This is a genomic window from Crenobacter oryzisoli (assembly GCF_030385785.1).
In the GTDB taxonomy this organism is placed as follows: Bacteria; Pseudomonadota; Gammaproteobacteria; order Burkholderiales; family Chromobacteriaceae; genus Crenobacter_A; species Crenobacter_A oryzisoli.
Map to the genome: position 1 here is coordinate 40,820 of NZ_JAUEDK010000014.1, position 12,215 is coordinate 53,034.

At 62.7% G+C, this 12,215-nt stretch carries 10 protein-coding genes; 9 read left to right on the forward strand and 1 reads right to left on the reverse strand.

Annotation, left to right across the window (positions count from 1 at the left end; translation table 11 throughout):
* Positions 1 to 113: 113 nt before the first annotated feature.
* A complete protein-coding gene (locus QU481_RS09740) occupies positions 114 to 2,042 on the reverse strand; it encodes a bifunctional sugar phosphate isomerase/epimerase/4-hydroxyphenylpyruvate dioxygenase family protein (RefSeq protein WP_289829768.1) in 1,929 nt (642 codons plus the stop codon).
* Positions 2,043 to 2,490: 448 nt separating this feature from the next.
* Between QU481_RS09740 and QU481_RS09745 the strand changes: the two genes are divergently transcribed.
* The 9 genes from QU481_RS09745 (at position 2,491) to glpK (ending at position 12,165) form a co-directional block, all read left to right on the forward strand.
* On the forward strand, positions 2,491 to 3,174 hold the full coding sequence (locus QU481_RS09745; protein WP_289829769.1) for a 3-oxoacid CoA-transferase subunit A: 684 nt from the start codon (positions 2,491 to 2,493) through the stop codon (positions 3,172 to 3,174).
* A 12-nt stretch (positions 3,175 to 3,186) separates the two neighbouring features.
* A complete protein-coding gene (locus QU481_RS09750; protein ID WP_289829770.1) occupies positions 3,187 to 3,843 on the forward strand; it encodes a 3-oxoacid CoA-transferase subunit B in 657 nt (218 codons plus the stop codon).
* Between the two features lie 8 nt (positions 3,844 to 3,851).
* Positions 3,852 to 5,054 carry a 3-oxoadipyl-CoA thiolase gene (gene pcaF / locus QU481_RS09755; RefSeq protein WP_289829771.1) on the forward strand — a complete coding sequence of 401 codons (1,203 nt, stop codon included), beginning with the start codon at positions 3,852 to 3,854 and terminating at the stop codon, positions 5,052 to 5,054.
* Positions 5,055 to 5,122: 68 nt separating this feature from the next.
* Entirely contained in the window at positions 5,123 to 6,463 is a 1,341-nt protein-coding gene (locus QU481_RS09760; RefSeq protein ID WP_289829772.1) for a 3-carboxy-cis,cis-muconate cycloisomerase, read from the forward strand.
* A gap of 3 nt (positions 6,464 to 6,466) precedes the next feature.
* Positions 6,467 to 7,246 (forward strand): 3-oxoadipate enol-lactonase, encoded by a 780-nt coding sequence (pcaD, locus tag QU481_RS09765; protein WP_289829773.1) that lies wholly within the window; start codon positions 6,467 to 6,469, stop codon positions 7,244 to 7,246.
* 30 nt (positions 7,247 to 7,276) lie between these two features.
* The gene (gene pcaC, locus QU481_RS09770) at positions 7,277 to 7,651 is read left to right on the forward strand and encodes a 4-carboxymuconolactone decarboxylase (RefSeq protein ID WP_289829774.1); all 375 of its coding nucleotides are present in this window, start codon (positions 7,277 to 7,279) and stop codon (positions 7,649 to 7,651) included.
* A 217-nt stretch (positions 7,652 to 7,868) separates the two neighbouring features.
* Positions 7,869 to 8,366 (forward strand): hypothetical protein, encoded by a 498-nt coding sequence (locus tag QU481_RS09775; protein ID WP_289829775.1) that lies wholly within the window; start codon positions 7,869 to 7,871, stop codon positions 8,364 to 8,366.
* 1,080 nt (positions 8,367 to 9,446) lie between these two features.
* Positions 9,447 to 10,211 carry a DeoR/GlpR family DNA-binding transcription regulator gene (locus QU481_RS09780; protein ID WP_289829776.1) on the forward strand — a complete coding sequence of 255 codons (765 nt, stop codon included), beginning with the start codon at positions 9,447 to 9,449 and terminating at the stop codon, positions 10,209 to 10,211.
* A 457-nt stretch (positions 10,212 to 10,668) separates the two neighbouring features.
* Positions 10,669 to 12,165 carry a glycerol kinase GlpK gene (glpK, locus tag QU481_RS09785; RefSeq protein ID WP_289829777.1) on the forward strand — a complete coding sequence of 499 codons (1,497 nt, stop codon included), beginning with the start codon at positions 10,669 to 10,671 and terminating at the stop codon, positions 12,163 to 12,165.
* Positions 12,166 to 12,215: the final 50 nt, after the last annotated feature.

Sequence of the window (12,215 nt, forward strand, 5' to 3'; positions counted from 1 at the left end):
GCCGCCTCGCCGCCGTCAAGGACGACAGACGGGCGACCTAAAGCGCTCGGGTCGTGCAGACACAAAAAAGCCACCGTGCACCACGGTGGCTTTTGTTTTGGCGGGAAGGGGGCTCAGTCGGACCAAGGCGCGTGACGCGACTGCTGGCGCGCGCGCGACTGTGCCTGCGCGGCGAGCCGCACCGCGACGTTGGCCGCGCCGTACTGCTCGTAGCCGTGGTGGCGTTCGATGATCTCGAAGAAGAATCGCTCTTCGAATGGCTCGGTATAGACGTGTAGCAGCTCGCCGCCGTTCGGGTCGCGATCGTACAAGATGTTGGCCTCGGCCAACCTTTCAATGAAGTCCGGATCGAGGTCGAAACGTGCAGCCAGGTCGTCGTAGTAGTTGCGCGGGATCTCCAGCAGTGGTAACCCTGCCTCGCGAGCCGCCGCTACCGCCGCGAAGATATCGCCGGTGGCGAACGCGACGTGCTGTAGGCCCGAGCCGCGGTAGGTCGACACCGAGCGCGCGATCGCGGTGTTGCGGTTCTCCGAGATGTTGAGCGGTACGCGGATGGCACCATCCGGGCTTCGCACGACACGGCTCTTCACCAAGCCGTAAGGGTCTGGCAGCACCCACTCGTGCTCGGTCGTGAAACCGTACACGGCACGGAAGAACAGGATCCAGGTGTCGAGCGTTTCGGCCGGCAGGCCGAGCGCAAAGTGGTCGATGCCGGTGAGCAGCGCCGCCTGTGGGCTCTTCGTTTCGACCGGGTCGAAGTCGCTGTCGTAGATCGTCCGGCCGTCCTCGCCCGGGTCGACTAGGTACTGCAGGCTGCCATCGGGTGCGCGTACCGCCGGGATCTGCCGCTCGTTCGGGCCGACGCGGCTTTCGAACGAGCGACTCTTGTACAGCTTGGCGCGCTCGAGTGCCGCGCGGCTGTCGTCGACGCGGAATGCTGCCGCACACAGCGACGGGCCGTGTGCGACGAAGAAGGCGTGCGCGAACGAGTCGGGCTCGGCATTCAGGATCAGGTTTACGCCGCCCTGGCTGTACAGGCTGACGTTCTTCGACTTGTGCGTGCCGGTATGGGCAAAGCCGAGCTTGTCGAACCAGCTCGCCAGACGTCGCGCGGCCGCATCGTCGACGGCGAATTCGAGGAATTCGACACCGTCGTAGCGCACCGGCGGCGGCGGGGCGAACAGCGTCTCGGCGACGCGCGCATCCTCGGCCTTGTTCGAGCTTTCCAGCGCCTTGCGGGTGGTTTCCTCGAGATAGAGCAGCGAGCGCAGGCCATCGGCGGCGGTGATCCGCGTCGGCGCGGCGCGGAAGCCGTCGTTGAAGATCTCGAGGCTCAACGGCCCCTTATAGCCGTTCTTCAGGATCGGGCCGAGGAAGGACGCGAGGTCGAACTCGCCTTGGCCCGGGAAGCAGCGGAAGTGGCGGCTCCATTCCATCACGTCCATTGCCATCAGCGGCGCGTCCGCCAGCTGCAGGAACACGATCTTGTCACCGGGGATTTCGGCCAAAGTCGACAGGTCGTCGTTGATAGACAGCGTGTGGAAGCTGTCGAGGATGATGCCGAGGTTCGGGTGGTCGACCGCCTTCACGATGTCCCACACATGGCGGTACGAGTTCACGTAACGGCCCCAGGCGAGCGCCTCGTAGCCGACCAGGATGTCGCGCTTTGCAGCGCGTTCGGCCAGCTTGGCGAAGTCGTCGGCGATCAAGGCATCGTCGCGGATCACGTCCGGTTGCACGCTGCTGCATACCAGGATGCGATCGGTACCTAGCTCCTGCATCAGGTCGAACTTGCGCTCGGCACGGTCGAGGTTGTGCTGCAGCTTGTCGCGCCGTCCGCCCTCGAAGTCGCGGAACGGCTGGAACAGCATGATCTTCAGCCCCAGATCGTCGCAGATGCGCTTTGCGTCGCGCGGTGAGCCGTCGAAGTAGAGCAGGTCGTTTTCGAAAATCTCCACGCCGTCGAAGCCGGCGGCGGCGATCGCCTCCAGCTTCTCGGGCAGGGTGCCGCTCAGCGATACCGTGGCGATTGAATGCTGCATGGTGGGTTCCTTGCTTGGGTCGTTGCATGTCGGCCGCCGGGTTCTGCCACGACGCATCGGCCAATCTCGTCGGTTTAGTCTCTTGATCGATAATCGAACCTGCGTTCAATAATCGACTGATCGTCAAACTATAAATAAATGTACCGACCAGTTCAATAGAAGATGGTCAGCCCGCGCTGGGCGGCATAGGGTGGCAAATCATGTTCGAATATCGAACAATATTTCGATTATCGCCCTTGACGAGGGTCGGCCCGAGTCCTAGATTTGTGTTCGAAAGATGAGCATGCGTGCGAATGTCGCACCGTTTATCTGGTGCGGGGAGTGACAGCTCCTCGGCGCGGGCAGGGCGGAGCGCCCGACCTGTGTTCGATAAATCCGGTTCGTCTGGCGCAAAGCCGATGGACAAGCAACAGGACCGCATCCCGACCGGGATGACGCGAGCGAGACCATGATTGATAAGACCGTTTCCTCCCTCGAGGAGGCTGTGGCCGGCATCTTTGACGGGGCCACTGTGATGATCGGCGGCTTCGGCACGGCGGGGCAGCCAGCCGAGCTGATCGACGCACTGATCGCGCAAGGCGCGCGCGACCTCACCATCGTCAACAACAACGCCGGCAACGGCGAGATCGGCCTGGCGGCGCTGCTGAAAGCACGCCGCGTGAAGAAGATCATCTGTTCGTTCCCGCGCCAGGCCGACTCGCAGGTGTTCGATGCGCTGTACCGTGCCGGCGAGATCGAGCTGGAGCTAGTGCCGCAGGGCAACCTCGCCGCGCGCATCCAGGCGGCCGGTGCTGGCCTGGGCGCGATCTTCACCCCGACCGGCTACGGCACGCTGCTCGCCGAAGGCAAGGAAACCCGCGAGATCGACGGCAAGCACTATGTGCTCGAGTACCCGATTAAGGCCGACTTCGCGCTGATCAAGGCGCTGAAGGGCGACCGCTGGGGCAACCTGGTGTACCGCAAGGCGGCGCGCAACTTCGGTCCGATCATGGCAACCGCGGCTGACGTCACCATCGCGCAGGTGTCCGAGATCGTGCCCTTGGGCGACCTGGACCCCGAAGTCATCGTGACCCCGGGCATCTTCGTGCAGCGCGTCGTCGCCATCGGCAATGCCGTGGCGCAAGCGGCATAAAGGAGTAGAGACATGAACAAACTGACCCGCGACCAGATGGCTGAACGCGTCGCCCGCGACATTCCCGAAGGCTCGTACGTGAACCTCGGCATCGGCCTGCCGACCAAGGTGGCCAATTACCTGCCGAAGGAACGCGAAATCTTCCTGCACAGCGAAAACGGCTTGCTCGGCATGGGCGAAGCGCCGGAGCCGGGCGAAGAGGATCCGGAACTGATTAACGCCGGCAAGGAGCCAGTGACGCTGCTCGAAGGCGGTAGCTTCTTCCACCACGGCGACTCGTTCGCGATGATGCGTGGCGGCCACCTCGACATCTGCGTGCTCGGCGCATTCCAGGTGTCGGCCACCGGCGACCTGGCCAACTGGCACACCGGCGCCCCGGGCGCGATCCCGGCGGTTGGCGGCGCGATGGACCTGGCAGTCGGCGCCAAGCAGGTATTCGTGATGATGGACCTGCTCACCAAGACCGGCGAGAGCAAGCTGGTCGACGCGTGCAGCTACCCGCTGACCGGCGTTGGCTGCGTCGACCGCATCTACACCGACGTGGCCGTCATCGACGTGACCCCGGATGGCCTGGTGGTGCGCGAACTGGTCGAAGGTAACAGCTTCGACGAACTGCAACGCATCGTCCCTGTTCCCCTCAAACTGGCCCCGCTGGCCGCCGCCGCATAAGGACAACCATGGAAAACGCATACATCTGCGACGCGATCCGCACCCCGTTTGGCCGCTACGGCGGCACCCTCGCGAGCATCCGCGCCGACGATCTGGGCGCCTTGCCGATCAAGGCCCTGATGGAACGCAACCCGGGCGTCGACTGGGCTGCGATTGACGACGTGATCTACGGTTGCGCCAACCAGGCCGGTGAAGACAACCGCAACGTGGCGCGCATGTCGAGCCTGCTCGCCGGGCTGCCGGTCGAGGTGCCGGGCAGCACCGTGAATCGCCTGTGCGGCTCCAGCCTCGACGCGATCGGCATCGCCGCGCGCGCGATCAAGAGCGGCGAGACCGGCCTGATGATCGCCGGCGGCGTCGAGAGCATGTCGCGCGCGCCGTTCGTGATGGGCAAGGCCGACTCCGCATTCAGTCGTAATATGAAGATCGAGGACACCACGATTGGCTGGCGTTTCATTAACCCGCTGATGAAGGCGCAGTACGGTGTCGACTCGATGCCGGAAACCGCCGAGAACGTCGCCACCGACTTCAACATTAGCCGCGCCGATCAGGACGCGTTCGCCCTGCGCAGCCAGCAGCGCACCGCCGCCGCGCAGGAAGCCGGAATCTTCGACGACGAGCTGATCCCGGTGACGATCCAGCAGAAGAAGGGCGACCCTATCCTCTTTACCAAGGATGAGCACCCGCGCGCGACCTCGCTCGAGGCGCTCGCCAAGCTGAAGGGCGTGGTGCGTCCGGATGGCACGGTGACCGCCGGCAACGCGTCGGGCGTGAACGACGGTGCGGCCGCGTTGCTCTTGGCGAATGAGGCAGCCGCCGGCCGTTATGGCCTGACGCCGCTGGCACGTGTCGTCGCGGTGGCGACGGCGGGCGTTGCGCCGCGCATCATGGGCTTTGGCCCGGCGCCGGCGATTCGAAAGGTGCTTGCCAAGGCCGGCCTGACGCTCGACCAGATCGACCTGATCGAGCTGAACGAAGCATTCGCCGCACAGGCACTGGCGGTGACGCGCGACATAGGCCTCGCTGACGACGACGCGCGCGTCAACCCGAACGGCGGCGCAATCGCACTTGGCCACCCGCTAGGCGCATCGGGTGCACGCCTCGTGACGACCGCGGCCTACCAGCTGGCGCGTACCGGTGGCCGCTACGCACTGTGTACTATGTGTATCGGGGTGGGGCAGGGCATCGCGCTGATCATCGAGCGCGTCTGACCCCCGAGACGCAACGATGCCGTCAGGCTCGGCCCAGTCCGGGCCTGGCGGCTTTTCCAAGGACAGCCATGAAACTTCTTGATCCGCTGTTCAGGGCGGGCGAGTGCCGAGCGGTCTTCTCTGATGCGGCTGCACTGCAGTGCATGCTCGACTTCGAGGCGGCACTGGCTCATGCCGAGGCGGCCGTCGGCGTGATCCCCTCCGATGCGGTCGATCCGATCGCGGCGGCCTGCCACGCCGAACTCTACGACCTCGACGCGATCGCGCACGACGCGGCACGCGCCGGCAACCTCGCGATTCCGATGGTCAAGCACCTGACCGCACGCGTGAAGGACACCGATGCGTCCGCCGCCCGTTACGTGCATTGGGGAGCGACCAGCCAGGATGCAATCGACACCGGCTTTGTGCTGCAACTCAAGCGAGCACTCTCCGTCGTCGAGGCCGACCTTCAGCGGCTGATCGTGGCGCTCGCCCGACGTACCGCCGAGCATCGCCACACTGTGATGGTCGGGCGTACCTGGATGCAGCACGCGCTGCCGACGACTCTCGGACTCAAACTCGCCGGTACGCTCGACGCGCTATTGCGCCACAGGCAGAGGCTGACGGAACTGACGCCGCGCGTGCTGGCGCTGCAGTTCGGCGGCGCCGCCGGCACGCTCGCGTCGCTCGGCGATGCCGGCATGTTGGTCGCTGAAAGATTGGCCGAGCAGCTGCAGCTGACGCTGCCCGCCACACCGTGGCACGGCCAGCGCGACCGCGTCGCCGAGGTAGCTGCCTGGTTCGGCAGCCTGACCGGCACGCTCGGCAAGCTCGCGCGTGATGTGTCCCTGCTGATGCAGACCGAGATTGGCGAGGTAGCCGAGCCCGCTGGTGCCGGGCGCGGCGGCTCGTCAACGATGCCTCACAAGCGCAACCCAGTCAGCTCGGCCGTGGTGCTGGCTGCCGCGCAACGCGTACCTGCGCTGGTCGGCACCGTGTTCTCGGCGATGGTGCAGGAGCACGAGCGCGGTCTCGGCGGCTGGCACGCCGAGTGGGAGGTGCTGCCCGAGCTGATCCAGCTGTCGGCCGGCGCCTTGTCGGTTAGTGCCGAACTCGTCGAAGGACTGGAGGTGCATCCCGACGCGATGCGGGCCAATCTCGACGTGACCGGTGGCCTGATCATGGCCGAGGCCGTCACGATGGCGCTGGGCGAGGCGCTGGGCCGGCTCGACGCGCACAAGCTCGTCGAGGAGAAATGCCGCCAGGCGCAGGCCGAAGGGCGCCACCTCAAGACGGTGCTGGCAGAGGAGCCTAAGATCACAATGCATTTGTCGACGGCAGAGCTCGAGCGCCTGCTCGATCCCGTCAATTACACCGGTGTGGCCGATACGCTGATCGGGCGTGTTTTGGCCGCCGCGGAAGGAGACTGAACCATGCCCATCCTCAAGCTCGACCCCTATCACATTCACTACGAGCTGGACGGCCCGGAAAATGCGCCAGTGCTGGTGCTGTCCAACTCGCTCGGCACCACCCTCGACATGTGGGCACCGCAGATCGACGCGTTGCGCTGGAAGTTTCGCGTGCTGCGCTACGACACGCGCGGCCATGGTGAGACCTCGGCGATTCCCGGCCCGTATCAGCTCGCCCAGTTGGGGCGCGACGTACTGACGCTGATGGATGCGCTCAACATCGAGCGGGCCCACTTCTGCGGCATCTCGATGGGTGGTCTGACCGGGCTGTGGCTGGGCGTGCATGCGCCAAAGCGGCTCAACAAGCTGATCGTCAGCAATACCGCCGCCCGTATCGGCACCGAGGAAGGTTGGCAGGACCGGGCGCATCTGGTGCGCAGCGCGGGCATCCCGGAGGTGGCCGACGGTGCCGCCAGCCGCTGGTTCACCCCCGGCTTCATCCAGCATCAGCCGGAGCGGGTGGAAATGCTGCTGCGCCAACTGCGAGGCAGCCCGGAAGCCGGCTACGCTGCTTGCTGCGATGCACTGGCCGTAGCCGATCTGCGCGACGAGATTTCGCGCATCGAGGTGCCGCTGCTGGTGATTGCCGGTAAGCACGACCCGGTGACCACCCCGGAAGACGCACGGTTCATCGTCGATCGCGTCAAGGGCGCGCGCTACGCGGAGCTGGAGGCATCGCACCTTTCCAACGTGGAAGCCAGTGCGGCCTTTACCGATGCAGCACTGAAGTTTTTGGTCGACTGACAGCACGGCCGGCCCGATTAAGGAAGACTCATGGACGAAAAACAACGCTACGACCAGGGACTGACGGTGCGTCGCGCGGTACTCGGCGATGCGCACGTCGACCATACGCTCACCAAACGCAACGACTTTAATGGCGAGTTCCAGGAATTCATCACGCGCTACGCCTGGGGAGAGATCTGGACACGCGATGGCCTGCCGCGCCATACGCGCAGCCTGATCACCATCGCGATGTTGATCGCGCTCAATCGCGAGGCTGAGTTGCGCATGCATCTGCGGGCTGCGTTCAACAACGGCGTGACGCGCGATGAGATCAAAGAAGTGCTGATGCAGTCGGGCATTTACTGTGGGCTGCCTGCTGCGAATGCCGCCTTCCATCTGGCCGAGGAAGTATTCGAACAGATGTAAAGACCGAACTGCCCAGCGTCCTCAAAACGACTGGGCAGCCTAGGGCTCGTTTTTACCAGCATAACTGCAACGGTCGAGCATGGCACTGCATGTTGTCTAGCTACCGTTCCGGCGAGGTGCCTTGCCTGATGCGCCATGGCAAGCAAAAGGGCAGGGCACCGCCGAACGGGTGGCTACATTTATTATTTAGTTAGTGCCCATTGCGGCCCTTGCCGTCATGACCTCCCTTGTCGTGGCCGCCGAAACCGCCACCGTGATCGCCTTTGCCACCATCATGGTCGCCCCGTCCGTGGTCGCCTTTGCCACCATCATGGTCGCCCCGTCCGTGGTCGCCTTTGCCACCATCATGGTCGCCCCGTCCGTGGTCGCCTTTGCCACCATCATGGTCGCCCCGTCCGTGGTCGCCTTTGCCACCATCATGGTCGCCCCGTCCGTGGTCGCCTTTGCCACCATCGTGGTCACCCCGTCCGTGGTCGCCTTTGCCACCATCATGGTCGCCATGATGATGACCGCCATTATCTCCTTTTCCGGGATCTCCGCCGTTGGGACCACCATTGTTCCCATTGTTGCTGGAGTCTGCTCCCCCACGGTGGTCACTGCTTCCGCCGCTTGGGCCGCTATCGTTGCCTTTGCTCGCGCTATTGGCGCTGGCGCCGCTGTTAGTGCCACTGGTCCCGCCGTTGGTGTTGCCTACGCTACCGTTTCCACGGTTTGACGCTGAGCTTAATCCATCTTTGGCGGAAGTTTCACATGAATGAACACCGGAGCCGATACTGCAGCCGTTTGAGGAGAATCTGGCGGTGTCGGAATTGGTAGAGAAAGACATGGCCTCTTCCGCATAAGCGGAACCGGCCAAAAGCATTATGATGAGTGCGGACAGAGTGCGGAGCTTCATGGCATTTCTCCCGTTATACAAAAAGTAATAAGGGACTCGGCCTCTATCTCCATTTTGATAAAGAGGCTCTTTTTGCCCATCCGGGGTCTATAATGCCCTCCAGCTTTTATCTATGCGGGTAGGGTATCTTTATTGTGCAAAAACCGTGCCTAATGAATTAAGCTCCGCTATATGGTTTGACTTTTGGTTTGAATAATGCGTTTTGCGTTGTGAAAATAACCATGAAAATCATGCAGATATGGTGTTTTTGTTAATGTGATGGAGTTGTTGGGACGCTTTGTTTCGACTTGTTTTCTGGCTTTGTATGGTCAAAAAATGGCGGGGTGGGATCATTGATATGGCATTATTTTGACCGGGCTTATGAAGTGTCTCAGGAGTGGTACAGATTATTTCGTTGCCGTGGCTGATGCTGTGCAGGCTGTCATATTTTTTGCTGTTTCATGACATTTAAAGTGAATGTGTCAGTATTGGGACAGCTCGCTGATTACAGGGAGAAAATATGAGCAAGTCCCATATAGGCTGTTTCAGAACTGATACATCAAATCCGGTCAAGCGTTGAATGGCGGATGGGTGGGGAGGGGGAGTCGTTTTTTAGGGCTGTTTGGCTGAGGCGCTATCTGCAGGAAGCCGGTATGTGGGCTCTGTGGAGGTTGCGATAAGAGTCGCTAACAAAAATCTTGCTGCAGCGTTGCACTGAGTTTTGTTAGCGGCTTTAAGAACCTGTTTACGATCTCGCGAACGAAGGGGCAGCCAAGGCGAAATGGTGCGAAAAAGCGGGCTGCAGCGGAAGGAGACGCCTGATAGCGGTGTGGTGGCTGCGGGTTGAGCAACAGCTCTCTTGTTTCTCCTCATTGCTCGGATAAGATAGGCCCCATTAAATCGCCACGCATGAAACCTTCGATGATCATTCTCAACCAACGACAACAGGAACTCTTGAGCTGGGTACAGCGTGACGGCCACGTCACCGTCGAAAAGCTCGCGGCGCATTTTGGCGTTACCTACCAGACCATACGTCGAGACATCAGCCTGCTGGCGGGCGAGAAGCTATTGCATCGGATGCATGGCGGGGCCAGCGTCCTGTCTAGCGTGGAAAACGTCGCTTACAACGAGCGCCAGGTGCTGTTCAGCACCGAGAAGCAGCGCATCGCCAAGCTGGTGGCCGAGCACATCCCGAACCACGCCTCGCTTTTCATCAATCTGGGCACGACCACCGAGGAAGTCGCCAAGGCGCTGCACAATCACCGCGGCCTGCATGTGATCACCAACAACCTCAATGTGGCGGCGATGATGTGCGACTACCCGGACTGTGAGGTGATCGTGGCGAGCGGCGTGATGCGGCCACGCGACCGGGGCATCATCGGCGAGGCGACCATCGAGTTTATCCGCAAGTTCAAGGTCGACTACGCAATCATCGGCATCTCCAGCATCGAGAACGACGGCACACTGCGTGATTTCGACCTACGCGAGGTACGCACCTCCGAGGCGATCATCCAGCAATCGCGCAATGTGTTCTTGGTCGCCGATCATTCCAAGTTCGGCCGCCCCGCGCTGGTGGAGCTGGGCCATCTGTCGAAGATCACCGCGCTGTTCACCGATAGGCCGGTGTCAGACGAGATGGCCGAGGTGATCGCCGAGGCGAAAACGGAGCTCTTCGTCGCCGACTGAGCACCCTCCAGGGCTCCACAGCTTATCCCCGAGCGGCCTTCTCCCGTGCAAGGCGGGCCGCTCGCAGACACCCCTCGCGTTCCGCCCGGAGAGGCGCTGCCATAGGCACGCGTGTTCACACGGTTCGACCCGCCTTTTGTTGGCTTTTCAGTCGTCCTTCCATCTTCTGCCGCTCACGCTGTCTCAGATTTCCCACCATGATGAAAGTGGATTTGCCCGTGCAATCAAGCGTTTGTCGGGAGCGTTAGACTGTTCTTGAATGTTGTTTTTGTGTTCTTTATATTTTTCTTTCATGTCGCAATTTACCGATATAGAATGCCGATGCGACATAAAACAACATTAATTTGTCATCGACGTCACCCTGGGACAGGGGTTTCGGGAGTCATCCCGGTTTTGGCCGCCGGATCGTGCGAGCACAGCGCGACCGGCGGGTTGATGTGCAAAGGAGAGCAGACCCATGCAACAACAGTACATCCTGGCGCTTGATCAGGGCACCACCAGCTCGCGCGCCATCCTGTTCGATCGGACGGGCCACATCGTCTCAATGGCGCAGAAGGAGTTCACCCAGATCTACCCGCAACCGGGCTGGGTGGAACATGACCCGCAGGAAATCTGGGCCGGGCAGGCCGGCGTAGCTGCCGAGGCGCTGGCCAAGGCCGGGCTGGGAAGCCCTGCCATTGCCGCCATCGGCATCACCAACCAGCGCGAGACCACCGTCGTCTGGGACCGCGAGACCGGCCAGCCCATCTATAACGCCATCGTTTGGCAGGACCGCCGTACCGCGGCATTCTGCGACGGGCTGAAGGAGCAAGGTCTGGGAGAGACGATTCGCGCCAAGACCGGCCTGCAGGTCGATGCCTATTTCTCCGGCAGCAAGGTCAACTGGATTCTCGACAACGTACCGGGTGCGCGTGCCAAGGCCGAACAGGGCCGGCTCGCCTTCGGTACGGTCGACTCGTGGCTGATCTGGAACTTCACCCACGGCGCGGTGCACGTCACCGATGTGTCCAACGCCTCGCGCACCATGCTGTTCAACATCCATACCCTGGGCTGGGACGACGAGCTGCTGGCGATGATGAACATTCCGCGCAGCATGCTCCCCGAGGTGCGCTCGTCTAGCGAAGTGTACGGCCATGTGCCGGAAACGATGTTCGGCGCACGTATCCCGATCGCCGGCATCGCTGGCGATCAGCAGGCGGCGCTGTTCGGCCAGCAGTGCATCGAGCCGGGAATGGTGAAGAACACCTACGGTACCGGCTGCTTCATGATGATGAACACCGGCACCACCCCGACCGTGTCACGCAACAACCTCCTGACCACCGTCGCCTGGCAGTTGGGCGACGAGGTGCATTACGCGCTGGAAGGCAGCATCTTCATCGGCGGCGCGGTGGTGAAGTGGCTGCGCGACGGGCTGAAGATCATCAACCACTCGCACGAGGTCAGCGCGCTGGCGCAGCAGGTGGCCGACAGTGGCGGCCTGTACCTGGTGCCGGCGTTCGCCGGCCTGGGCGCACCGCACTGGAACGCCGAGGCGCGCGGTTCGCTGTTTGGTGCCACGCTCGGTACCACGTCCGCGCATGTTGCCCGTGCCGCACTGGAGAGCATCGCCTACCAGACCATGGACGTGCTGCGCGCGATGGAAGCCGACGCCGGCATCGCCGTGCCGCAGCTGCGTGTCGACGGCGGCGCCACCGTCAATGAACTGCTGATGCAGTTCCAGGCCGACATCCTCGGTATCGACGTGATCCGCCCGAAGGTGATCGAGACCACTGCGCTCGGCGCCGCTTATCTCGCCGGCCTGGCGGTGGGCTACTGGTCGGGCCTCGACGACATCGCCGGTCAGTGGCAGCTCGACCAGCGCTTCCGTCCCGATGCGCAGCCCGAAACGGTCGAGCAGCGTGTCGCCGGCTGGCAGCGTGCAGTCAACGCCGCCGTCGCCTGGGCCGACGCTTAAGCGCCGTCACCATCCCTTCCCGTGTCGCCGCACCTTGCGCCAATTCGGTC